At 61.2% G+C, this 23,132-nt stretch carries 30 protein-coding genes and 1 other RNA gene; 18 read left to right on the top strand and 13 right to left on the bottom strand.

The genetic code is table 11. From position 1 onward, the window contains the following. Positions 1–29: 29 nt before the first annotated feature. The 8 genes from Q0859_RS10365 to Q0859_RS10330 form a co-directional block, all read right to left on the bottom strand. Positions 30–515: a hypothetical protein gene (locus Q0859_RS10365; RefSeq protein WP_299150683.1), complete on the bottom strand. Its 486-nt coding sequence runs from the start codon at positions 513–515 to the stop codon at positions 30–32. Between the two features lie 21 nt (positions 516–536). Further along, complete coding sequence (locus Q0859_RS10360) at positions 537–1,688, bottom strand: hypothetical protein (protein ID WP_299150681.1); 1,152 nt, start codon at positions 1,686–1,688, stop codon at positions 537–539. Positions 1,689–1,795: 107 nt separating this feature from the next. Then, positions 1,796–2,896, bottom strand: a complete 1,101-nt coding sequence (locus Q0859_RS10355) for an SPFH domain-containing protein (protein ID WP_299150680.1) — start codon at positions 2,894–2,896, stop codon at positions 1,796–1,798. 21 nt (positions 2,897–2,917) lie between these two features. Beyond that, the gene (locus Q0859_RS10350) at positions 2,918–3,877 is read right to left on the bottom strand and encodes a DUF2927 domain-containing protein (protein ID WP_299150678.1); all 960 of its coding nucleotides are present in this window, start codon (positions 3,875–3,877) and stop codon (positions 2,918–2,920) included. Positions 3,878–3,887: 10 nt separating this feature from the next. Then, complete coding sequence (locus Q0859_RS10345) at positions 3,888–5,084, bottom strand: toxic anion resistance protein (RefSeq protein ID WP_299150676.1); 1,197 nt, start codon at positions 5,082–5,084, stop codon at positions 3,888–3,890. 23 nt (positions 5,085–5,107) lie between these two features. Further along, entirely contained in the window at positions 5,108–6,004 is an 897-nt protein-coding gene (locus Q0859_RS10340) for a 5-bromo-4-chloroindolyl phosphate hydrolysis family protein (protein WP_299150674.1), read from the bottom strand. Between the two features lie 144 nt (positions 6,005–6,148). Continuing rightward, positions 6,149–6,979: a tellurium resistance protein TerC gene (locus Q0859_RS10335; RefSeq protein WP_299150672.1), complete on the bottom strand. Its 831-nt coding sequence runs from the start codon at positions 6,977–6,979 to the stop codon at positions 6,149–6,151. 144 nt (positions 6,980–7,123) lie between these two features. Then, on the bottom strand, positions 7,124–8,005 hold the full coding sequence (locus Q0859_RS10330; protein WP_299150669.1) for a pseudouridine synthase: 882 nt from the start codon (positions 8,003–8,005) through the stop codon (positions 7,124–7,126). A 63-nt stretch (positions 8,006–8,068) separates the two neighbouring features. Here Q0859_RS10330 and Q0859_RS10325 point away from each other — a divergent pair, with 63 nt between their 5' ends. Beyond that, complete coding sequence (locus Q0859_RS10325; RefSeq protein WP_299150666.1) at positions 8,069–8,515, top strand: nucleoside deaminase; 447 nt, start codon at positions 8,069–8,071, stop codon at positions 8,513–8,515. A 63-nt stretch (positions 8,516–8,578) separates the two neighbouring features. Further along, positions 8,579–9,220 (top strand): ceramidase domain-containing protein, encoded by a 642-nt coding sequence (locus Q0859_RS10320; protein WP_299150663.1) that lies wholly within the window; start codon positions 8,579–8,581, stop codon positions 9,218–9,220. Here Q0859_RS10320 and Q0859_RS10315 read toward each other — a convergent pair. Then, positions 9,202–9,732 carry a VOC family protein gene (locus tag Q0859_RS10315; RefSeq protein WP_299150661.1) on the bottom strand — a complete coding sequence of 177 codons (531 nt, stop codon included), beginning with the start codon at positions 9,730–9,732 and terminating at the stop codon, positions 9,202–9,204. The genes Q0859_RS10320 and Q0859_RS10315 overlap by 19 nt on opposite strands. On the opposite strand from Q0859_RS10315, the gene gatC reads away from it, so the two are divergent. From gatC to Q0859_RS10260, 11 genes are all read left to right on the top strand, one after another. Then, a complete protein-coding gene (gene gatC, locus Q0859_RS10310) occupies positions 9,731–10,018 on the top strand; it encodes an Asp-tRNA(Asn)/Glu-tRNA(Gln) amidotransferase subunit GatC (RefSeq protein WP_299150659.1) in 288 nt (95 codons plus the stop codon). The genes Q0859_RS10315 and gatC overlap by 2 nt on opposite strands. Next, a complete protein-coding gene (gatA, locus tag Q0859_RS10305; RefSeq protein WP_299150656.1) occupies positions 10,018–11,496 on the top strand; it encodes an Asp-tRNA(Asn)/Glu-tRNA(Gln) amidotransferase subunit GatA in 1,479 nt (492 codons plus the stop codon). Before gatC ends, gatA begins: the two co-directional genes overlap by 1 nt. Before the next feature lie 35 nt (positions 11,497–11,531). Next, a complete protein-coding gene (locus Q0859_RS10300; protein ID WP_299150653.1) occupies positions 11,532–12,344 on the top strand; it encodes a hypothetical protein in 813 nt (270 codons plus the stop codon). Beyond that, the gene (locus Q0859_RS10295) at positions 12,305–13,003 is read left to right on the top strand and encodes an N-acetylmuramoyl-L-alanine amidase (RefSeq protein ID WP_299150651.1); all 699 of its coding nucleotides are present in this window, start codon (positions 12,305–12,307) and stop codon (positions 13,001–13,003) included. The genes Q0859_RS10300 and Q0859_RS10295 overlap by 40 nt, the downstream gene beginning before the upstream one ends. A gap of 103 nt (positions 13,004–13,106) precedes the next feature. Further along, positions 13,107–13,496, top strand: an RNA gene (gene rnpB / locus Q0859_RS10290) — RNase P RNA component class A. 91 nt (positions 13,497–13,587) lie between these two features. After that, on the top strand, positions 13,588–13,788 hold the full coding sequence (locus Q0859_RS10285; RefSeq protein WP_299150649.1) for a hypothetical protein: 201 nt from the start codon (positions 13,588–13,590) through the stop codon (positions 13,786–13,788). Between the two features lie 18 nt (positions 13,789–13,806). Continuing rightward, positions 13,807–13,971, top strand: a complete 165-nt coding sequence (locus Q0859_RS10280; RefSeq protein WP_299150647.1) for a hypothetical protein — start codon at positions 13,807–13,809, stop codon at positions 13,969–13,971. A gap of 91 nt (positions 13,972–14,062) precedes the next feature. Further along, positions 14,063–14,230, top strand: coding sequence for a 50S ribosomal protein L33 (gene rpmG / locus Q0859_RS10275; RefSeq protein ID WP_058315632.1), 168 nt, complete (start codon positions 14,063–14,065; stop codon positions 14,228–14,230). 73 nt (positions 14,231–14,303) lie between these two features. After that, entirely contained in the window at positions 14,304–14,591 is a 288-nt protein-coding gene (locus Q0859_RS10270; protein ID WP_299150630.1) for a hypothetical protein, read from the top strand. Beyond that, a complete protein-coding gene (locus Q0859_RS10265) occupies positions 14,588–15,100 on the top strand; it encodes an AAA family ATPase (protein ID WP_299150628.1) in 513 nt (170 codons plus the stop codon). Before Q0859_RS10270 ends, Q0859_RS10265 begins: the two co-directional genes overlap by 4 nt. After that, positions 15,100–15,576 (top strand): GNAT family N-acetyltransferase, encoded by a 477-nt coding sequence (locus tag Q0859_RS10260; RefSeq protein WP_299150627.1) that lies wholly within the window; start codon positions 15,100–15,102, stop codon positions 15,574–15,576. The genes Q0859_RS10265 and Q0859_RS10260 overlap by 1 nt, the downstream gene beginning before the upstream one ends. Positions 15,577–15,600: 24 nt before the next feature. Here Q0859_RS10260 and Q0859_RS10255 read toward each other — a convergent pair whose 3' ends face one another. The 3 genes from Q0859_RS10255 to Q0859_RS10245 form a co-directional block, all read right to left on the bottom strand. After that, positions 15,601–16,068 carry a cupin domain-containing protein gene (locus Q0859_RS10255; RefSeq protein ID WP_299150626.1) on the bottom strand — a complete coding sequence of 156 codons (468 nt, stop codon included), beginning with the start codon at positions 16,066–16,068 and terminating at the stop codon, positions 15,601–15,603. A gap of 73 nt (positions 16,069–16,141) precedes the next feature. Further along, entirely contained in the window at positions 16,142–16,921 is a 780-nt protein-coding gene (locus tag Q0859_RS10250) for a Bax inhibitor-1/YccA family protein (protein WP_299150625.1), read from the bottom strand. Between the two features lie 207 nt (positions 16,922–17,128). Continuing rightward, positions 17,129–17,344 carry a DUF1127 domain-containing protein gene (locus tag Q0859_RS10245; protein WP_299150624.1) on the bottom strand — a complete coding sequence of 72 codons (216 nt, stop codon included), beginning with the start codon at positions 17,342–17,344 and terminating at the stop codon, positions 17,129–17,131. Positions 17,345–17,467: 123 nt separating this feature from the next. Between Q0859_RS10245 and Q0859_RS10240 the strand changes: the two genes are divergently transcribed. The 5 genes from Q0859_RS10240 to Q0859_RS10220 all read left to right on the top strand — a co-directional run bounded on the left by Q0859_RS10240 (position 17,468) and on the right by Q0859_RS10220 (position 21,770). Beyond that, entirely contained in the window at positions 17,468–18,352 is an 885-nt protein-coding gene (locus Q0859_RS10240; RefSeq protein ID WP_299150623.1) for a LysR family transcriptional regulator, read from the top strand. A gap of 443 nt (positions 18,353–18,795) precedes the next feature. Further along, complete coding sequence (locus Q0859_RS10235) at positions 18,796–19,170, top strand: helix-turn-helix transcriptional regulator (protein WP_299150620.1); 375 nt, start codon at positions 18,796–18,798, stop codon at positions 19,168–19,170. Between the two features lie 46 nt (positions 19,171–19,216). Further along, on the top strand, positions 19,217–20,011 hold the full coding sequence (gene hisN, locus Q0859_RS10230; RefSeq protein WP_299150617.1) for a histidinol-phosphatase: 795 nt from the start codon (positions 19,217–19,219) through the stop codon (positions 20,009–20,011). Beyond that, positions 20,008–21,348 (top strand): 8-oxoguanine deaminase, encoded by a 1,341-nt coding sequence (locus Q0859_RS10225; protein WP_299150613.1) that lies wholly within the window; start codon positions 20,008–20,010, stop codon positions 21,346–21,348. Before hisN ends, Q0859_RS10225 begins: the two co-directional genes overlap by 4 nt. Continuing rightward, on the top strand, positions 21,348–21,770 hold the full coding sequence (locus Q0859_RS10220; protein WP_299150610.1) for a CAP domain-containing protein: 423 nt from the start codon (positions 21,348–21,350) through the stop codon (positions 21,768–21,770). The genes Q0859_RS10225 and Q0859_RS10220 overlap by 1 nt, the downstream gene beginning before the upstream one ends. Here Q0859_RS10220 and guaD read toward each other — a convergent pair. Then, the gene (guaD, locus tag Q0859_RS10215) at positions 21,767–23,059 is read right to left on the bottom strand and encodes a guanine deaminase (protein WP_299150608.1); all 1,293 of its coding nucleotides are present in this window, start codon (positions 23,057–23,059) and stop codon (positions 21,767–21,769) included. The genes Q0859_RS10220 and guaD overlap by 4 nt on opposite strands. Between the last annotated feature and the right edge of the window lie 73 nt (positions 23,060–23,132).

Here is a 23,132-nt window from a genome sequence, read left to right as displayed (position 1 = left end):
TCAAGTGCCACCGTCGTTGGGCACACGCCTTACGTCAATGCCCACCACCAATGCGATGCAGGCAGATCGGACGGGGTACGATCCGGGTTCGGCATCGCTTCGAACTCGGCTTTGGCGCGGATATCGTCATCCAGCTCTTCGGTGTCGATCAGTTTGTCATCAGCTACGTGATCTGCAAAAAGATCGTTGAAGGCCTCGATGTTCGAGCGGCGCTGGCAGATTGTGATCCAGTCGTTGCCGGTAAGTTCCTGCTGCATCCAGACACGCAGGGCCTCGCCCCCATCCACGTCGAATGCGGACCAGGCCGTTTCAATGGACGGGGCGCTTTGGGCCAAATGGTCTTGCAGAACTGCCGCGTCAGCGTCGTCCAACCCCGCCCGTCGCGCGGTATCCAGCGTGAAACAGTGACCCAGATAGGCCTGCACATCGGCAAGGTGATCTGCGGCGGGCGTGGCGGATATGGTCGCAAGGCGGGTTGTCATGTCGGACAGACAATTGCTCAGAGTAGGGTCCATGAAATGTCCGATCTGTGAAGGTTAAAAGAACGAGGCCAATTCGGCATTTGCGCCTTTTACGGGGACGTAAGTCGTAAAGCCGCCTTTTGAAAAGGCAAAGGAGGTCGATCCGGTCTGCCCTTTCGAATTGGTGCAACTGTCGCTGGTGGCTACGGCGTTACGGGCTTGGGTCGTGTAGTGGGTCGCTTGTGCGTCCAGGTCTCCATCATGGAGGGCTCCATACATATCCGTAAAGTGCTTTAGCAGATGGTAGCCGGCACTGACCTGACTGGTGAAAAGCAGGGTCGTGGCGAGATGTTCGAGTTCGTCTTGCATGCCGCTTTCGCTCACCCCGTCCAATGCCTGGCTCGTCACGGCCGCTCCGCAAAAGGTGGCCATGGCGTTGGTATAGTCGTCGATGATCTGGCGTGCGTGGTCCAGTCGATCCTGAGACAGGGTATCGGCCCCCATGAAATCGCGCAGCCGGGCGGTGACCTGATCCTTGCGCCATTGTCTGTTCTGTTGTCGGGTGTTTGGCGGATCGTTCACGGGCAGTGGCAGTTGGTTGACCTCCGCTTTGATGCGCCGCTGGTCCGGTTCGATGATCTTGTAGAAGAACTCGACATAGGCCACGACGTCGCCGCAGCTTTGCGCGTTCATCTGCAAGGCCAGTTCGACGCCTCGGGTATTGATGGCGGCCTCTTCCGGGGATTTGTGGCTGATCTGTATCTGTGCCATCCGGTTTTTCGCTGCGGGTGAGGCATTGTCGAGAATGCCCTGCAAGCCCGCCAGATTGCCCTGCACCGCTTCGAGCTCTGTGATGGTCTTTTGAAACGTTTCATCAAAGCGGTAGCGTTCATTGGTTGAGCGTTGAAAGCTTGCCAGCGCCGCCATCCGCAGGTCTTCATCGGGTTCATTCAGACCGGCCATCAGGTCGGCGAACCTGCCATTCGCCATCAACTCATCCACGGTGTCGGGATGGATATCTATCCCACCTTGGCGCGACTCTGTGTCAGGGGCACCATCGCCACCGATCCGCAACAGGGTCTTGTCCGCCCGGCAGACGCCAAATGTCACGTTCGGATAGGCGGTTTTGTTGCGCACGGTCAGGTTTTGCACCGCCAAAGTGGTGCGATCCGGAACCCGGTCGAGGTAGTTCGCAAGAAATGCAGTTTGCGCGGTGGACAGCGGCATGCCAGGTGTGACCTTAAATGTTGGACCGCCCCGGTCGTCCGGTGCTGGTTCCCTTTATCCGAGCATAGGCAGGTCGCACCAACTTGTCGAGACGGATGCGTATCGCCTCAGATGCCGGGGGGCGGGGGCGGGGGCATGACCGTGAACAACTGCGCCAGCTCCACCACGTCCTCGGCCTTGAGCCATCCGTCCTGTCCGGCGGTCCAAACGTAGCTGTCGCGCGTCAGATCGCCGCTTGCAGCCATGCGGCCCAATTGGGCCTTGGAAAACGGGCCCTTGGTCGCGCCGTTCTCGGCAACGTGCCACACATGCTCGACCGGGGGCGGCGGAGGGGCGGCGGCCCCGCCGCGCTGGCCGCCCCATGGGCCTGCTGCCATCTGGCCCATCTGCAAGCCCATCGCGGCCCCGATCCCGGCCTGCATGGCATCACCCGCACCGCCACCTTCGCGGCCCAAAGCCTCGGCGGCCTGGAACTGCATATATTCGTTCAGATTGCCGATCACCCCCATGGAGGATCGCTTGTCCATCACCGCCTCGACTGCCGGAGGCAAAGAGATGTTTTCGATGTAAAGTTCTGGCAGGATCAACCCATAGTCTGCAATCTGGTTGCTGATTTCCTTGGCGACGATCTGGCCCAATTCGCGGGTGTTGGCGGCCATGTCCATGACCGGGATACCAGACTTGGCCAGACTACGCGACATTTCCTGCACGATGATGTTGCGAATCTGATAACTGATCTCGTCCATGGTGAACTCACCGTCGGTGCCGACGATTTCGACGAGAAATTTGGCCGGATCGGCGACCTTGACTGAATAGGTGCCAAAGGCGCGCAGGCGCACGGGGCCAAATTCGGGATCGCGGCAGATGATCGGATTCTTGGTGCCCCATTTGAGGTCGTTGAACCGGGTGGTGTTGACGAAATAGACCTCGGATTTGAACGGGCTTTTAAAGCCATGATCCCAATGTTGAAGGGTCGTCATAATGGGCATGTTGTTGGTTTCAAGCATGTAAAGGCCGGGGGTGAACACGTCCGCCAACTGACCTTCATGGATAAACACCGCCGCCTGCCCTTCACGCACCGTCAGCTTGGCCCCGTACTTGATCTCGTGACCCTCACGCTCGAACCGCCAAACCATCGTGTCACGGCTGTCATCGACCCAGTGGATGACGTCAATAAATTCGCCGGAGAGGAAATCGAAAATACCCATGTTGGGGTCTCCTTTTGGATGTCAAAGCGGCCCGTTCAGGGCTTCGCGTGCGAGAATGCGGACAACGGGGGCGGCGTCAGCCAAGGACACGCCGGGCGCAAGCCTGTTGTCATAAAGCATGGCCAGAAGGGCCTCGTCATGGTCCGTGAGCAGCGCAAATTCGTCGTCATCATTGAAGATCGAAGGGCGCGCGCCCGGGCTGTCATTGGCCAGACCCAGCCCCTGGGCCAGTTCCTCGTGAATGCAGGACAGGCGCAACAGGTCCGGGTTTTCAGCGCGGATCACGGCCACGGCGGCGGTATAGGTCGATCGGTTGGAACCGGAGGCATAGGCAGCCACGGCGCAATAGGCATCCGTGGGCAAATCACGCACCGCAGTGACGTTCGAGATGTTTACGCCGGGCAGGCGCGGTGCGATCTTGTTGATGGTATCGGCCCGGTCATCTTCGCTGACGAAAAAGATCAGGAAGTTGGGAGGGTCGCTCACGGATACAGGATGGCCCGTGACCCGTGCAAGGCGGCGGGCATAGTTTCGAACATCGGCGGTATCGCGGGTACGTTGGCTGGGTGGCACCGAAGGGCCAAAGGCGACGCCCATGCGCACAGGCTCCGACCAGCGCCGCAACTCACCCGGTACGCCGGCGCGCAATTCCCCCCCCGCATATTCGTTGAAAAATACGATCTGTTCGAAATTGCGCGCCAGCATGTCCGAAGTAAACGGCGTATCTGGCCCGCCTCCGTCCTGACGCAACAACCCAGCTGTCAGCTGGCTTGACTGCACTTGGGTCAGATAACTGCGCAAGGCCGCACTTTTTTCCGAGGTCGGTTGAACCCGGGGCACAGGCGGCGGCACCAATCCAGCCGGGCGCACGCGCGGGGTCAGCACCGGTTCGATGGGGATAAACATCTCGCAGGCCGCAACAAGGGCGAGGACGGCAAGCCCCCCCCAAACACGTGCTGTTGATGTGGCCTGTGCCCTCAATGGATATTCCTTAACCCGGGACGGCGGTGCCGGCGTTGTCGCCGACCCCGTCCTTGCGCGCCTTGGCAGAGGCCAGCGTGTCGCGCAGATCGGTTTCCATCTTCTTGAGGTCCTCTTCGGCGGCGGCGCGTTTGGCCTTGCCTTCGTCTGCGATCTTCAGGCTGTCCTCGATGGTACCGATCAGGTCCGCATTCGCCTTTTTCACCGCTTCGATATCGAAGACGCCCCGCTCCATTTCCTCGCGGATCATCTTGTTGCTGTCGCGCAGGTTTGCCGCGTTCGAGGTCAAAAGCTCGTTGGTCAGGTCATTGGCGTCACGCACGGCAGCAGCCGCTTCTGCACTGCGCTGGATGGTGACGGCTTGCGCCAGTTGGGTTTCCCAAAGTGGGACGGTATTCACCAGCGTCGAGTTGATCTTGGTCACAAGGGATTTGTCATTTTCCTGCACCAACCGGATCGAGGGCAGGGACTGCATCGTCACCTGACGGGTCAGTTTCAGGTCATGCACCCGGCGTTCCAGATCATCGCGCGCCGCACGCAGATCACGTAACTCCTGCGCCACCATGACCTGATCATCCTCTGCGGCGGCGGCCACGGCAGCCTCCTTGGCCGGAATGTCGTTCTCATCCAGCTCTTTTATCTTTTCCTCGCCCGCAGCGATATAAAGTGCCAACTCATCATAGAATTGCAGCGTCTTTTCATAAAGCAGATCGAGCGACTTGATGTCCTTGAGCAGCGTGTGTTCATGCGCCAGCAGGTTGTCGGTGATCTTGTCGATCTGGCCCTGTACGGTCTCGAATTTGGCGGTAAATTTGGCGAAAGGTGCTGCGCGCCCGATCAGTTTTTCCCACCATGACCGATCCCGACGCACGTCCAGTTCCGAGATGGAAAACCCCCGAATGGTGGTCACGATATTGCGCAGTGAGTCCCCGGCAGGGCCCACATCCTTGTTGCGCACATCCGCCAACATCGCCTGAGAGATCTCCTGCAATTCCGCCTGTGCCGCTGATCCGAACGAGACGATGGAGTTCGTATCGCCCATGTCGATCTCGCCCATTCGTGCCCGAATTTCAGCACCCACAGGGGCGTCGGCCTGCGCCAGTGGCACAATCGCGTTGGCATCCGCAGGTTCGGGCAGCACAACGGCTGTGACCTCGTTCACTTCGGCAAGGGCGGTTTCGGCTTTCTGGCGGACGATCTCGGACATGGGTTTGGCTACCTTATTGTTATCTATGTGTCTTGTTCGGGGGCGATACGCACCCCTTCGCGCTGCAAGCGGTCGCGCAGCACGTCGATTTCGATGTTGAGGTCGCTGCGATCCTCGATCAGCAGCTTGCGGGTGCGGGCCGAAAAGTTCTCGCCCAGATCATCCAGTAACGCGCTGTAATCTGCCCGGGCCTGCGCGTCCTGAGTGCGCGCGTAAATATCTGCAAACTTGATTGTCGCATCGCGCGCGCCCATCAAATAGACGCCCAGATATTTGCGCGCAGCCGTCAGATCACGCGGATCTTCTTCGACCGTGCGGATCAGGTCGCGTGCCACTGACTTGAAGGTCTCGAACTTGACCTCCATCTTGCGGTCCTGTGCGCGTTTGAGTGCGTCGGTCATGGCGGCGAGATACGCGTCAGCCTCGTCCACTACCCGTGCGACGCGGTCTTGTTGGAAGGTGTCGATCCCCTCCATCCCCTTGTCGCGCATCGGGTCCAGCCCGAATGCGGCCATGTGCAACCCGCCCGCTGCGATCCCGTAAAGGATCGGGGCAACAAGTCCGGGTTCCGAGCGATAGGCGGCAAAGGCAATGCCAACCCCTGTCAGAACGGACGAAAACAGCTTGCGTGGAATGGCGGGGCGTTTGGCGATCTTGCGTGCATGATACGCTGCCTCAGCCAGCAAGCCACCGCGCAAAAGCCATGCCGCCAGGGTCAGAACAGCGGCAGAGATCAGTGCGATCATCAGCCCAAAGGCCCCATCGTTCAGGGCCAGAAACACCATCGGAATGGCCGGCAGAAACAGCAGGTTTGACCGCGCGCCAACGGGATCAACCGTCGCACCGCGAAAGGCGGGGCGCTCAGGCGTGTCTCCCTTGACCCCATCGGGGCTGTATTTGCCGCCAAAGCGTTGCGCCATTGGGTTATAGCCCCCCCAACACGCCGGTCGTCACGCCAAACATCAGCGCGATAAGCACCGCATATGCGATCTTTTGAAAGCCCGTCGTTTCCATCATGCCCCTTACTCCGATACCCGATATATAATCGTTTTGCAGATGCAGCACTAGTGGTGTGCGCCGGGGCGCGCACCCGTGCGCCGCTCGGCGTTCAGTTTGCGGGTATAACCCGATTGAATGACCTCAACCGCAACCAGCACGAGGACCGAGAAGTAGAAGGTCGTCTTGGACATCGGGATCACCTCGTAACCGAAGATGCGCAAGGCAAGGCTGTCATCATGCATTGCGTGCGCCGCCGCCTGTCCGGCCTCGCCCAAAAGAACGACGCCCACGATCAGCAGGATGAACAGGCCCAGCACTTCGTACATCCGGTTCTTTTCCAGAAAGCGCGTGACCCCGTCCGCCAGCACCAGCATCGCCAGCCCCGACAGCAGAATGGCTGTGGCCAGAATGATGAAGACATCCGTGATGGCCAGCGCTGACAGCACGGAATCAAAGGAAAAGATCAGGTTCATCAGCACGATCAGCATCACCACCTGGGTGGCGGACTTGCCTGATTTCGCCGCAACATCCGTACTCAGATCATGGACCGTCAGCATGTGCCCGATTTCCTTGACGGCTGTGTACATGATGAAAATACCACCAAAGACGAACACGCAGGTGGCAAAATTGACCCCGCCGGTGATGACACCTTCCCAATTCAGGATGGCGAAGGGTTCGGCCATTGCATCGATCAGCTGGATCATCGTGAACAGCAGAATGACCCGCAAAACAACGGCCAGAATGATCCCCCACCGCCGCACGGCCGCCTGTTGGGCGACCGGTGCGCGCTGACTTTCGATGGAAATATAGAGCAGATTGTCAAAGCCCAGCACGGCCTGCAAAAAGCACAGCATCACCAGGTTGCCCAGATTTTCAATCGTCAGAAGGTCGGCCATAGTCATGTCCCCGTTACGTCATTGCGCGATGTTTTTGGTTCTGTCCCAAGGATTTAGACTTGAGGCGGCGAGAACAAGGGGAAATGTCGCACCGCGCGCGCAGATCTGGGCACACGCTGTATTTGGCGGGCGGGCCTGTGGTGCCTATTTGGGTTTGCGCGTGCGCGCTTTGGCCTGTGCTGCCTTGGCGCGGGCCTGGGGGCCGGGGCGTGGCGCGCTTGGTTTCGAAATCGGCTTGCGCGGCCCACGGCTGACCTTTGGGGTCTTGCGTGCGGTGCCCACATTGTCCTCGTCCGTGTCCAGCCCCACCTGATCGCGCAGAATGCGGCGGCGGACTTCTTCGATGGCACCGGGTTTCAGATCCCCAAGCTGGAAGGGGCCATAGCTGATGCGGATCAGCCGATTGACCACCAGCCCGATGCTCTCCATGGCGCGGCGAATTTCGCGGTTCTTGCCCTCGCGCAGACCCACGGTCAGCCACGCATTTGCGCCTTGCTGGCGGTCCAGCGTGATTTGCATCGGCTGAAACCGCTCGCCGTCAACCGTGACGCCCCTGCGCAGCGGCTCAAGGCTGTCATCGGTGGGCCGCCCGTTGATGCGCACGCGGTACCGGCGCATCCACCCGGTCGAGGGCAATTCCAGCTTGCGCTTGATCCCGCCATCATTGGTCAGCAGCAACAACCCTTCGGAATTGATGTCGAGCCGTCCGACCGACATCACGCGCGGCATGTCCTCGGGCAACGCGTCATAGATCGTGCGCCGCCCCTTTTCGTCCGCATCCGACGTCACGAGCCCAATCGGCTTGTGATAAAGCCACAACCGCTCGGGTTCGGGCTCGGCCAGCGGTTTGCCGTCCACCGTGATCTGGTCGCGATCCGTGACGTTCAGCGCGGGGCTGTCGATCTGCTTGCCGTTCACGCTGACGCGACCTGCGGCGATGATCTCTTCGGCACCGCGCCGACTGGCGATGCCTGCACGTGCCAGCACCTTGGCGATGCGACTGCCTTTTGGGGGTTCTTTGTCCATGGCCTCGCTTTAGCGCGCCTCCCTCACTTGCGAAAGGGGCAAGGGGCATGGCAGGGACAACAGATGGAGTTTCGATCATTCATGGATATCGCCCTGGCCGAGGCGCGCGCAGCGGATGCGCGCGGCGAAGTCCCGGTGGGCGCGGTGGTGGTGCGCGAGGGCGAGGTGCTGGCCAAGGCCGGGAACCGGACCCGAGAACTCAGCGATCCCACCGCCCATGCCGAACTGCTGGCGATCCGCGCCGCTTGCGCCGCGCTTGGCTCGGAGCGTTTGGTGGGCTGCGATCTTTACGTCACCCTTGAGCCTTGCGCGATGTGTGCAGCGGCCATTGCGGGGGCGCGCGTGGCGCGGCTCTATTATGGCGCATCCGATCCGAAATCAGGCGGTGTTGCCCAAGGCGCGCGGGTGTTTGTCCATCCTCAGGCCCATCATGTACCCGAGATTTATGATGGCATCGGGGCGCGCGAGGCAGAGGAGATATTGCGCGCGTTTTTTGCTGCGCGCCGGTAGGGGTGGGACTCGTTGAGCCTGCGGATATGCATATTTGGGGAACAATGAAAGGCAAGTGGGCACTTGGAGTTGTTGCGCGAAATTGATGGTTATTGCGAGCGGATGGGGCCGGAATACTGGGCCGAGCCGGTCAATGCGGTGACCAATGCGGCCTTTGTCATTGCCGCCGTGATCATGTGGCGGCGCAGCGCGGGTGTGCCGCTGGCGCGCGCGTTGTCGGTGATTTTGGGGTTGATCGGGCTGGGTAGCTATCTGCTTCACACCCATGCGCAAGTGTGGGCAGCCATCGCCGACACCACGCCTATTGTGGTGTTCATCCTTGTCTATCTGTTTGCGATCAACCGCGATGTGTGGGGGATGCGCCCGTGGGTGGCGGCATTGGGGACGGCGGCGTTCATCCCCTATGCGATCCTAACGGTGCCTGTGTGGCAAATGGTGCCCGTGCTCGGCGTCTCGGCAGGGTATGTTGCGGTCCCGGTGTTGATCCTGATCTACGCCGCTTTGCTGCGGCGGCGGGCCCCGATTGTGGCGCGTGGTTTCGTGATCGGTGCGGCGATCCTGTTTGCCTCGCTTACGGCGCGATCCATTGATGAGGCATCTTGTGTGCACATCCCGCATGGCACCCATTTCCTGTGGCATATCCTGAATGGCATCATGCTGGGCTGGATGATCGAGGTTTATCGCCGTTATGTGTCGGCCATCTGATGCACCTCGATCACATTGCCATCCGGGTCGTAGAAAAAGATCTGGTCCCATCCGGCCACCGCCCGGTTGCCCCAATCGGCATACGGCACGCCGTGGGCCTCAAGCCGGGCCTTGAAGGCGGGCAGATCGTCGGTGCGATAGGCGATATGCCCATGACTGACGGGGTTCACCAACTGACCCGCATTGAAGCCGGCCAGCGGGTCCTTTTGGGCCAGATGGGTCTGGATCGTGCCATCGGTGACAAAGGCCACGTCGCCTGCATATCCCTTGTTCTTTTCCAGCTTGGGCAGCCCATCGGTTTCTGAGGCAAGGCCGAGCACATCCCGGTAAAACGCATCCAGCCGGCCCACATCGTCTGTCACAAGGTTCACATGGTGCAGCTTCAGCGTCATTTTCGCCCCCTCTTTGGCGCAAATCTGCGCCAAAGGATGTGATGGGGCAAGGGCACAGGCTTGAAGGCGCATCACGCCCGCGCTAAAGCCCATCCCAGACACAACACCGAGGGTTTTCATGTCCATCGACGAAAACACAGCCGCGCGCGTGGCGAAACTGGCCCGGATCAAGGTCGAGCCGGAGCATCTGCCCGCTCTAGCGGCTGAATTCAACACCATCCTCGGCTTTATCGAACAACTGAGCGAGGTGGATGTGGATGGGGTCGAACCGATGACCTCTGTAACACCGCAGCGCCTCAAACGCCGCGTGGATGAGGTGACGGACGGGGCGCAACAAGAGCGCGTTCTTGCCAATGCGCCGGACGCGCGTGAAGGATTTTTTGCCGTGCCGAAGGTGGTGGAATAATGACTGCGCTGAACACATTGGGTCTGGCCGAGGCGCGCGATGCGCTGCGCAAGGGTGACGTCACAAGTGTCGAGTTGACCGACGCGTGCCTGACGGAAATCGAGGGTGCGGGCACGCTCAACGCCTTTGTCCACAACACGCCTGACATTGCGCGCGCCCAAGCCCGAGCCGCCGATGCCCGCATCAAGGCGGGCGACGCCCCGGCCATGTGCGGCCTGCCCATCGGGATCAAGGATCTGTTTTGCACCAAGGGCGTGCCATCCCAAGCCGGGTCGCGTATCCTTGAAGGCTTCCTGCCCGAATACGAAAGCACGATCACGCAGCAGTTGTTCTCCTCTGGTGCCGTGATGCTGGGCAAGCTGAACATGGACGAATTCGCCATGGGTTCGTCCAACGAAACCTCCGTCTATGGCAATGCGGTGAACCCGTGGAAGGTGGATGAGCGCAAGCTGACACCCGGCGGCTCTTCGGGCGGGTCCGCCTCTGCTGTGGCCGCCGATTTGTGTCTGGCCGCGACGGGCACCGACACGGGCGGGTCGATCCGACAGCCCGCCGCATTTGTCGGCATCACGGGGATCAAGCCGACCTACGGGCGCTGTTCACGGTGGGGCGTTGTGGCCTTTGCGTCCTCTCTTGACCAGGCCGGGCCAATGACCAAATCCGTGCGCGATGCGGCCATCATGCTTGAGGCGATGTGCGGGCATGACCCCAAGGATTCAACCTCGGCCGATCTGGCCGTGCCCAACTTTGAGGCGGCACTGACAGGCGATATCAAGGGCAAGAAAATCGGCATCCCGCGTGAATACCGCATGGACGGGATGCCGGAAGAGATCGAGGCACTCTGGACGCAGGGCCGCGAAATGCTGGCCGATGCAGGGGCCGAGATTGTCGATATCTCGCTGCCCCACACAAAATACGCGCTGCCTGCCTATTACGTGATCGCCCCGGCCGAGGCGTCGAGCAATCTCGCCCGCTATGACGGCGTGCGCTATGGGCACCGCGCCACATTGACGCAAGGCGACGGCATTACCGAGATGTACGAAAAGACCCGCGCCGAAGGGTTCGGGGCCGAAGTGCAGCGCCGGGTGATGATCGGGACCTATGTGCTCTCTGCCGGGTTTTATGACGCTTATTACAACCGGGCGCGCAAGGTGCGCACACTGATCAAGAAGGACTTTGAGGATGTGTTTGCCCAAGGGGTCGATGCGATCCTGACGCCTGCGACGCCCTCGGCGGCCTTCGGGTTGGGAGAGGCGTCGGATGATCCGGTGCAGATGTACCTTAACGATGTGTTTACCGTGACGGTCAACATGGCCGGATTGCCGGGCATCGCCGTGCCTGCGGGGCTGGACGCCAACGGATTGCCCCTGGGGCTGCAACTGATCGGGCGGCCTTGGGAAGAGGGCGATTTGCTGAACACCGCTTACGCTCTTGAGGCCCGCGCCGGGTTTGTGGCCAAGCCGCAGAAATGGTGGTAAACCGACGCAAACAACACCCAAACAGGGTTGAGCAGATGACAGTTTTTCGTAAATTCCTGATGGCGGGCGCGTGCCTTGCGGCGACCGCATGCCAGCCCATCTTGCCTGAAAGCGGGGCGGGTGTGGGTGATCCGGGGCGGGGCGTTGGGTTCGACAATCCAAGCACGTTGACCGCTCGCGAAGCCCGTGATGCAGAGCTGCGCCGCACAGCGGGGCAAACGCCCCTGCCTGCAACGCCACGTGTTGGGGCAGAAACGTTGCCACCCGTCCGCACGAGCGCGAATGGGACAGCCGCACAACCACGCAGCACAGCCCGCGCGGTCAGTGACCCGGGCGGGCTCGATGCCGAACTGGCCCAGATCGCGGCCCAAAACGACGCCTCGGCGGCGCGCAACAACTCCGGGCAGGGGGTGGTGAATGCAAGCCCCTCCAATGCGGCACCCGTCTTGCTGAACAATCCCGGTATATCGGACGAGAACAATTTTGATGCGGTTGCGTCACGCGAATCCATCGAAAGCGATGCGGCACGTATCGCGGCCAATCGGCAGCAATATGAGGTGGTCCAGCCCACGGCACTTCCGTCGCGCACGGGCACGGATCAGCCCAATGTGGTGCAATACGCCTTGCAGACGCGCCACCCCAAGGGGACGAAAGTGCACCGCCGCTTTGGCAGCAGTGCGGCCAAGGCCCAACGCAACTGTGCGACCTATAATTCGGCCGATGAGGCGCAGATCGACTTTCTCGCCCGTGGTGGCCCCGCGCGCGACCGGCGTGGCATCGACCCTGATGGGGATGGCTATGCCTGTGCATGGGACCCCGCCCCGTTCCGGCGCGCCTCTGGTGGCTGATACGGGTGGCACTCCACCAACACCCATCCCCCAATTGCGGACCGCGACGTGACGCGCTGACGCCGCGCTTTGTGGTGCTGCACTATACGGCGATGGGATCGGCACAAGCCGCGATTGAACGGCTGAGCGATCCGGCTTGTGAAGTCTCAGCGCATTATGTGATTTGCAAGACGGGGGCGATTACGCAGCTGGTGGGCGAGGGCGCACGGGCCTGGCACGCAGGGGCGGGGGAATGGCGCGGGCTTGATGATATGAACTCCCGCTCGATCGGAATTGAACTCGACAATGACGGGCAGGGGCCCTTTCCCGAGGCGCTGATGCACAGCCTTGAGACGCTGCTGAAGCCGATGCTGCGCGCGTGGGATATCCCGCCGGATCACGTGATCGGCCATTCGGATATGGCACCGGGGCGCAAGCTTGATCCGGGGCCGTGGTTCGACTGGGACCGGCTTGCGCGTCAGAGGCTTGCGGCACCCACCCCCCGATCACGAGAGGTCCGCGCGCCGGACTGGGACCAGTTTCGCGCACAGGCAAAATCGCTCGGCTACACCGCCGATGCGCTGGACATGGATCTGCTGAACGCCGTTCGCCTGCGCCACCGTCCCCAAGGCTCCGGCCCACTTTGTGCCGAGGACATGGCCATCAGCCACTCCTTTTAGGCTTCTTTTGACCAGAAATACCGCCGCCGGAGGCACCCTGACCCTCCACAAGCGCAGACGGGCCATTGACGCGCAACGCTTCCACCGCGTAAGGCGCAGCTGCGCGGAGGGGTGGATGGCCGCGGCGGCAACGTCGAGGAAAGTCCGGACTCCAAAAGGCAACGGTGCCGGGTAACACCCGGGCGGGGCAACCCGACGGACAGCGCCACAGAAAAGAAACCGCCCTCGCGCCCGCTTGCGGACGCTGGGGTAAGGGTGAAACGGTGGGGTAAGAGCCCACCGCGCGCCGGGCAACCGGGGCGGCATGGCAAGCCCCACCGGGAGCAATGCCAAATAGGGACCGCGTGTTGCGCAGGCAACGGGGCTGCCTTTGCCCCAGCAGGTCCGGGTTGGCAGCTAGAGGGGTGATGGCAACATCATCCCAAGAGGAATGGTCATCTCGGGCGGGGCAACCCGCCTATGACAGAATCCGGCTTATAGCCCCTCCGCGCATCTACCAGCCTTTGACGGTCCGGCGGACGATCTCTCCATGGGGCTGCAAGCCTTGTCTGCGGTTGGCTTCAGATGATTGAACACGTCCCGCAATGACCTCATCCGAAAAAGTACGCACGGGTGTCAGCGTCCCGAACACCGTCCACGCAAGAGTGTCGTGGAACATTGCACGTCAACAGGCGCGCCGGGCCGTGACCAGAGCGGGAATGGCCACATCCGTCCGCTCAAGTTCGCAAGCCGTGCTCACCATCATGCTGCCGGCATGTTCGATTGGCTACGACGGCCCCGGTTGAGAGAAGCTGGAAAAGAACATGTCGACGGAACCAGAGCCGGGCGGCACACCTGCCGATTTATGCGTGCGGGATTGTTACAACCGTGGTGATGGGCTGGTCGCTGGTTGGTTGACGGGGCAGATCACAACAGGCCGATACCGGAATTCAGCCACCGGGTTCGCAAACCCGTCAGACGAGGGTTGACTCGGGGTGCGGTCCGGGTACAAGCGGCGCTCAATACGAATTTCCCGCTGCCGCGCGGTTTCATGCGTGTCTGCGATGTAGGAGAACACCGATGGCGAAGCCAACCACAATCAAGATCCGCCTGAACTCGACCGCAGGCACCGGGCACTTCTATGTGACCAAGAAAAACGCACGCACCATGACTGAAAAGATGGTCGTCAAGAAATATGACCCCGTTGTGCGCAAACACGTTGAATACAAAGAAGGCAAGATCAAGTAAGATCGCCTGACTTTGACGTTTCAAGAGGCCGCGCCGCAAGGACGCGGCCTTTTTCGTTTTCAGGAGGGGTTTCATGCCCTGTTTCCAGCTGATCCGTCGCCACGACGGTTTGACCTATCATTTTGCAGCGCACCCCGCGCGTGCACGTTGTTATGTGCGCTCCGATCTGGAGATCACGTGGGAGGATGATCTGGGCTGGGTCATGCGTGACCCCCATGACGGGGCGCTGACGGGACGGGTCTGGCACATCGCAGTGTCCGATCAGGATGCCATTCCACCCGCCACGTGCTGGGTCACCGCCAAGGCGGGCAAAAGCTATGTCTATGATTTGCGCTATGGTGCACATGGGAGCCCGCCATGAAACGGGTGATGATCGTGGGTGGCGCAGGGTCCGGCAAAAGCACCCTCGCACGGATCATCGGCCAGCGGACCAGGTTGCCGGTTCATCATATGGATCATATCCACTGGATGCCGGGATGGGTGGCGCGCCCGCGTGATCTGCGCCGCGAGATGGCGCTGGAGGTCGAGCGTGGGCCGCGTTGGATATTTGAGGGCGGGTTTTCGACCACCTATCAACACCGCATGTCGCGTGCGGACACGGTTGTGTGGCTGGACCTTCCGGTCACGTTGCGGATGTGGCGGGTGACCAAGCGCCTGTTGATCAATTGGGGCCAGCGCCGTCCCGACATGGCCGAGGGCTGCCACGAAGGGCTGCACAGCGAAACATGGGCCTTTTATCGCTGGATTTGGGACACCCGCACTACAGGTCGGGTCCGGCTGACAGAACTGATTGACACTGCGCCCGAGGGTGTTGCGGTGCACCATCTCATGTCGCGCGCCGATGTGCGCACTTTTCTGAGGGCTTTGTGATGGACATTCGCCCCTCGACCATGGCGGACCTTGCCACAGTGGATGCGCTGCTGGCGCGGACCTATCCCAAGTTGCTGAAGGCGGATTATCCCGCGTCAGTTCTGGTCACGGCGCTGCCCATCATCAGTCGCGCCCGCCCCGAGTTGTTGTCCTGCGGGTCCTATTATGTTGCCGAGATCGCGGGACAGGTGGTGGGGGCCGGCGGCTGGACACGAGACCGGAGCAACCCGCAATTGGGCCACATCCGCCACGTGGTGACCGATGACCGCGTGTTGCGCCAAGGGGTGGGGCGCGCGCTGATGCGGCACAGCTTTGAGATCCCGCGCGCCGCCGGGGTCACACAGATGGAATGCTGGGCGACGCGCACGGCCGAGCCGTTCTACCGCGCGGTTGGGTTCAAGACGGTCGGCCCGTTTGATGTGATGCTGGATGATTGCATCCCGTTCCCCTCTATTCGCATGACCTGCACGCTGTAAGGGTGGCGCACCAACAGGTGCGCCTTACGCTGTGTCCGGATGCGTTGCGGGTGTCCCATCAAGTGTTGTGTAGGATCGGGTGTTTGTGACGCGGTCATAGTGCAGGATCCGGTTGAGTGTCGGATAGGTGATCACATCGCGCGCCGCCCGTGTGCCGATCACCACATAGCGCACCGGGGTGCCTGACCGGTTTTCAAGACTATGCCCGACAGGATCACCGGCTTTCCAGCAGGCGGCGTCGCCTGCGCCCAACTCGGTCTTGACCGCACCTTCGATCAATGTGGCGGTGCCTGACAGGATCAGGATCATCTCGTCCTCAGCCGCGTGCCAATGGGTGTGCGAAGAGCGCGAGCCCGGTGGCAACTCTTCGATGAATGCACCGAACTGGGTCAGCCCGCCAGTGTCGCTGATTAACTCGGCACGGTAGGGGCCAAGGGGGCTGTCCGTATCCCCTGTTTCACCTTGGGCATCGCCTGATTTGATCACTGTCATCATCCACCTCCCGCGAACGAAAAAGGGCCGGTCGATGTGACCGGCCCTTGGGATTTCAACGCTCTGGGCGCTGTTATTCTTGTTGACCCATGAACATCAGCAGGAACTGGAACATGTTCAGGAACGAGATATAGAGGCTGAGCGAGCCGTCGATGGCGGCCTTATCCAGCCATTCCTGATCCCCATGGGCGGCGTGCGCCACATAGGTGTTCTTAATGTCCTGTGTGTAATAGGCGGTGAGACCCGCAAAAATCAGGATACCGATCATCGAAATCGCATACATCATCGCAGGGGACTGTAGGAAGATGTTGATGACCATCGCCACGATCAGGCCGATCACACCCATCATCAGGAATGTGCCCATGCCGCCCAGGTCTTTCTTGGTGGTGTACCCCCACAGGCTCAGGCCTGCGAACGCGATCGCCGTGACCAGGAAGGTCTGGGTGATCGAGTGGGAGGTGTAGACCAGGAAGATCGAGCTCATCGAGACGCCCATGACGGCCGCAAAGATGAAGAATCCCAACTGCACTGTTGCTGCCGACCCGCGACGCATCAAAGCGCCCCAGCCAAACAGGATGAACGCGAGCGGTGCAAACATCACGACCCACCGCAGCGGCGTGGTGTAAAGCAGCTCACCCAAGCCCGTCAGGTATTGCCCTTCGCGCAAGGCGACGGTTGCACCTGTCGGGTCGGATGTGACCGCAAGGCCCGCAATCGCCCAGGCGGCAGCCGCCGTGATAAGCATGCCCACGGACATTGTGCCGTAGACTTTATTCATATGGGCGCGCAGGCCCGCGTCGATCTGGGCGGCTTGTGTTCCAGCCGCTGACCGGATCGTATTCAACTCAGCCATAATGACCTCCAAATTGATACTTAGGGTCCGGTGAAGGTTCACCGGTCGCGGATTTCCGCCCGCATTGCCTTGAATATCGGGTCATACCCCCTGTATTTCAAGGGATTTTCACAGCCCAGAGCGCCATTATCTGCGACATTCCGACCGTTTTTGTCATAAATGTCGCGGAAACGGTCGTGCAGGAGGAAATCCGGGCTGTCGCGGGGGTCAGGCGCGCCAGTTTGTGGGCACATCCCAGATCGGCTTTGTCGCCTCTGCCGCAGCGCGGTTTGCGGTGACGCCGATGTCATCCAAAGCGCGGGGATCAAGCTGCGCCAATGCGCGCCGGGACCGCCAAACCGCCAGCATCGTCAAAAGTGAGCGACGGGGCGCGCGGGGGTGTTTTGCGAATGTGGCGCGGGCTGTGAACTCTGTGAGGGCCATGTCTGTCTCCTTGGGTATCTGTGATGCGTCTGTGTCGTTGCATCAAATCTGTTGATGTGTATGGCATCCCATGTCATATTTGAAAAACGAATGGTTGTGATTTGATGTATCAAGGATGGTGATGTGAGGAATCTGGACATAACAACGCTGCGCTCGTTCGTGGCTGTGGCCGAAAGCGGGGGGGTCACGCGGGCCGCCGGATTTCTGCATCTGACACAGTCGGCGGTGTCCATGCAGTTGAAACGGCTTGAGGAATTGCTGGGCCTGGCCTTGTTTGACCGATCCGGACGTACCATCGCATTGACCGCATCGGGTGAGCAGTTGTTGGTCTATGCGCGCCGGATGGTGGCCCTTAATGACGAGGTGATTACCCGGCTGACCGATCAGGCCTATGAGGGTGAAATCTCGCTCGGGGTGCCCCATGACATTGTCTATCCGGCGATCCCGCGCGTGCTGAAACAGTTTCACACCGCCTTCCCCCGTGTCAAAGTGCAATTGGACAGCTCCTACACCCGGCGGCTCAAAAGCGAATTTGCCAAGGGGGCGTGCGATATCATCCTGACGACCGAAACGGGGATGGACGCAGGTGGCGAAGAGTTGTGCCGCAAACCGCTGTGCTGGGTCGGAGCACCTGGCGGGTCGGCGTGGCGGCAGCGTCCGCTCAAACTGGCCTTTGGACGGCAATGCACGTTCCGTCCGCGCGTGGTCGAGCATCTGGATGAGGCTGATATCCCGTGGGACGTGGTTGTTGAGACCGAAAGTGACCGGACAATCGAGGCCACAGTCAGCGCGGACCTGGCTATCCATACAATGATCGAGGGGACGGAGCCGCCGCATCTGGACCGGATTGATCACGGGGGCGCGCTGCCTGAGTTGCCGGTGCATCGCATCAACCTTTATGGTGCGACAGGGGCCTCAAACGAGGTGCAAGACGCGCTCGTGTCGCTGCTGCGCCGCGCGTTTCAGGGGTCGGATGCGGTGCAACTGCGGGCGGTCCCCTCGGTGTGATGCAGGCTCGATTCGCGTCAAACTGCCTGAAATTGATCTCAAACAGCGTATTTTTGCTGAATGTGACGTGGGGTATGCCATGTGTTCTCGTGGCGACATATAGCGGTCTGGGCAGGTGCGCTCCCGCGGGGGTTGAAAGGAGTCGCAACTGAGCTAAGGCGTTGATTGTAACGCAACAAAGACCATTAACCTTTTACTTTCAAAGCACTGGCTGCATCCAACTTTGGACGCCGCCACGATTTGGTTAACAAAAGGTTAACGCGATCAGGGTGGCGGATTTCATCCGGAACTCGCCTATGGCGGGTGGTTTGCGTTGATAAAAGCACGCGCTGCGACTAGGGTGGTGATCAATGGTCCACATTGTGCATGAGCATGCGTTTTGCCGTCGGTGAGATGCCTCAGGAGTGCCGCAGTGTATGAACCCAACCAGAATCGGACACGGCATGGCACATATGGTTGACGCACACGTGGGCAAACGCATTCGCCAGCGCCGATGGTTGATCGGGATGACCCAACAGAAGCTGGCCGATATGGTTGGCATCAAATTCCAGCAAATCCAGAAGTACGAAACCGGCGCAAACCGCGTCAGTGCCTCGCGTCTTTGGGATATTGGCGAGGCGATGGGCGTGCCGGTTGCATTCTTTTTCGAGGGCATAAAAGAGGGTGACGCCACCTTTGAGTCGGTCAGCGGCGATGTGCCCCCTGACATGCTCAGCGACAAAGAGGCGATGGAACTGGTGCGCACCTATTATGCGATTCCCGAAAACCAGCGCCGCCGCTTGTTCGAACTGGCCCGTGTCCTCAGCGACGTGGCCTGAACACTGAGGGCTTGCGCTGTGCTGCCTGGTCTGGCACCGCAGACCCATGACTTACGATATCCATGACCTGACCGATGTAGCGCATGCGCTGGCGGATGCCGCACGCGACGCCATTCTGCCCCATTTTCGCGCCACTGATCTGAAGGACGACAACAAGCGCGCAGATGGCTACGACCCCGTCACCATCGCCGACCGCGCCGCCGAAAAGGCGATGCGTGCCGTGCTGGCCCAAAGGCGTCCGCGGGATGCCATTCTGGGCGAGGAGTTTGGGGCGCAGGAGGGCACAAGCGGTCTGACATGGGTCCTTGATCCGATTGATGGCACGCGTGGGTTCGTTGCGGGCGCGCCCACATGGGGCGTCCTGATTGCGGTCGGACCCGACAGCGGCCCCGTTCTTGGGCTCATCGACCAACCCTATATCGGGGAGCGGTTTTTGGGGGTGGGTGGCAAAGCGACTCTCATCGGTCCACACGAAACCACATCCATCTCCACTCGCCCGCCCCGCTCTTTGCAAGAGGCGGTGTTGTTCACCACCTTCCCCGAGGTCGGCACCACTGCCGAGCGGGCCGCCTTCGAGGCCGTGGGCGCGCAGGTCAAACTGGTCCGCTATGGTATGGATTGTTACGCCTACGCACTGATTGCCGCGGGGCAGGCGGACCTCGTGATCGAGGCGGGATTGAACAGCTATGACATTCAGGCCCCCATCGCCTTGATCGAGGCCGCAGGCGGTATCGTGACCGATTGGGACGGCGGCCCGGTACACAACGGCGGGCGTGCGCTGGCGGCTGCCAATGCCGAAATCCACGCCGCAGCACTTGCGATATTGCGGGACGTGGCATGAGTGAATGGCTGATCCGCAATGCGGCCCATCTGGTCACAATGGATGATGCGCGCCGTGTGCTGCGCGATGCGGATATCCGGCTGCGCGATGGGGTGATTGTCGAGATTGGCGCGGGCCTTGCCACCACCGGAGAGGTTGTGGACGGTGCTGGCTGCGTCGTGACGCCCGGCCTGGTCAATACCCATCACCACCTTTACCAGACACTGACGCGGGCGGTCCCTGCGGCCCAAAACGCGCTGCTGTTTGGCTGGTTGCAATCGCTCTATCCGATCTGGGCGCGGTTCAGTCCGGATCACATGCACGTCTCGACCCAAATTGGGTTGGCGGAACTTGCGCTGTCGGGCTGCACGCTGACCTCTGATCACCTCTATCTTTATCCCAACGGTGCGCGGCTGGACGACACGATTGCGGCGGCGGTCGAGGTCGGTCTGCGCTTTCATCCCACGCGCGGTGCGATGAGCATTGGGCAAAGCGCGGGGGGGCTGCCCCCCGACACGCTGGTCGAGGACGAGGCCGCGATTCTTGAGGATTGTATCCGCGTCATCGACACCTTCCACGACGCGGACGCGGGGTCGATGTGCCGCGTGGGTGTTGCGCCTTGCTCGCCCTTTTCAGTCAGCCGTGAATTGATGCGGGACGCCGCCATATTGGCGCGCGACAAGGGCGTGATGATGCACACGCATCTGGCCGAAAATGACGAGGACATCGCCTATTCCCTTGCGCAATTTGGCTGCCGTCCGGGGCAATATGCGCAGGATTTGGGCTGGGTCGGATCGGACGTGTGGCATGCCCATTGCGTCAAGCTGGATGCGTCCGAGATCGCGCTTTTTGCCGAAACCGGCACGGGTGTGGCCCATTGCCCCTGTTCGAATTGCCGCCTTGGATCGGGCATTGCGCCGGTGCGTGCAATGCGGGATGCGGGCGTGCCGGTGGGCCTTGGCGTTGATGGGTCAGCCAGCAATGATGCGGGCAATCTGGTGGCCGAGGCGCGTCAGGCGATGTTGCTGCAACGGGTTGCGCGCGGTGCGGATGCGATGTCGGCCCATGAGGCGCTTGAGATCGCGACACGCGGCGGGGCGGATATTCTGGGGCGGCCTGATTGTGGGCGTATTGCGGTGGGCAAACGGGCTGATCTGGCGATCTGGGATGTGTCCGGCGTGGCCTCTGCGGGCAGTTGGGACCCTGCGGCGCTGTTGTTGGCAGGCCCAACCACGGTGCGCGACTTGTTTGTCGAGGGGCGGCAGATCGTGCGCGACGGGCATATGCTGACCTTGGATCTGGGGGCGGTGATAGCACGCCAGAATGCGTTGACACAGAGTTTGAGCGAGGGCATGTGATGCGGTGTTTGGCACTGGTGGTGACATTGGTTCTGAGTGCAAGTGCGGGGCAGGCTGACCCGGCGGTCCTTGCTGCGGTGAACGCGGAACGCGCGGCCAAAGGGCGCAGTGCCCTTATCTATGACGCACAGCTTGAGGCGGCAGCGGTCGCGCATGCGCAGGACATGGCGCGCGCGGGGTTCTTTTCGCACACAGGCTCGGACGGGTCCAACATCGGTGTGCGCCTGAAACGGGTCGGATACCCGTTCTGTTTTGGGGCAGAGAATATCGCGGCAGGGCAACGCTCGCTCAATCAGGTGATGGCGGCGTGGATGGGCTCAACCGGACACCGCAAGAACATTCTGCACCGCAAGGCCGAAGCGGTCGGGGTGGCGCAGGGGCCGGGCAATCGTTGGGTGATGGTGCTGGGCGCGCGCTGCTAGCTTTGCCGCAGACAGCGCCCCGCAACCCATGTCTGGATCACGGCGCGGTCGTCGCCCATCATAATGGTGGGAAAAACAGCGTCCCAGATCGCATCGGCCTCGTGCGTGCGCTGCGCAATCGCGGGGGTCGAGGCCAGATCTAGCACGCAAATGTCGGCTATCATGCCCGGTGCAAGCGTCCCGATCTCGTCCGATCGGTGCAGTACGGCAGCCGATCCGGCTGTGGCAGCCCACAAAAGCTGGCTGGCGTGAATGGTCTCGCCCCGCAGCTGCGCAATCTCGTAAGCCGCAGCCATGGTGCGCAACATCGAAAAGGACGAACCACCCCCGGTGTCGGTGGCCAGACCCACGGCCTGACCCGCACGGCTGAGCCCCATCATGTCGCACAGGCCTGATCCGATAAACGCGTTGGACGTGGGGCAGTGGGCGAGGCCCGCACCCACATCACGCAGACGGTCAATCTCTCGGGGCTTGAGGTGGATGGCATGGCCGTAAACGCCGTGCGCGCCCAGCAATCCATGCGCCTCATAGGTGTCGAGATAATCGCGCGCTTCGGGATAAAGACCTTGGACCCAGTCGATTTCGTCCACCTGTTCGCTCAGATGGGTCTGCATCAGCACATCGGGATGCTCGGCCCACAATGCGCCAAGGGCGGACAACTGATCCGGGGTCGAGGTGGGCGAAAATCGCGGCGTGATGGCATAGCGGGCGCGGCCCTTGCGATCCCATTGCGCGAGCAGCGCCTTGCTGTGGTCATAGGCGCTTTGGGCGGTGTCGCGCAGACCCTCGGGCGCGTTGCGATCCATGCAGGTCTTGCCTGCGACTACGGCCATATTGCGCGCGGCAGCCGCCTCGAACAGGGCATCCACGCTGGTGGGGTGAATGGTGCAGAAGCTGGCCACGCTGGTGGTGCCGTGATCCAGCGCCAGATCGAGGTATCGGTTGGCGATCTCTGCTGCATAGGCGGGGTCACCAAACCGCATCTCTTCGGGGAAGGTATAGGTGTTGAGCCAGTCAATCAGCCGCTTGCCCCACGAGGCGATGATGGCGGTCTGGGGATAATGCACATGTGCATCGACAAATCCGGGACAGATCAGCCGCCCTGTGTGATCGTGACGCACGACGTCCGGGCCGCTGACGCGGGCGTCCTCGCCAATGGCTGCAATCTGGCCGTTCTCGATCAATACGGCGCTGTTTTCGGCGATATGGACCGCGTCGGCCCACGGTTGCACCAGTGGGTTGCCCGTATAGCGCAGCACGTGGCCGGTCAAAAGATGGCGTGATGTCATGGGCGTGATTATGGCCGTGCGCGGGGCGGGGCGCAAAGCGAAAGTCGCGCCGTGCGCTGTGTGCAGATGCGGG

Source organism: uncultured Tateyamaria sp. (genome assembly GCF_947497045.1).
GTDB lineage: Bacteria > Pseudomonadota > Alphaproteobacteria > Rhodobacterales > Rhodobacteraceae > Tateyamaria.
Note: the sequence above shows the minus strand (reverse complement) of the source record. Positions and strands in the feature narration are given on the sequence as shown.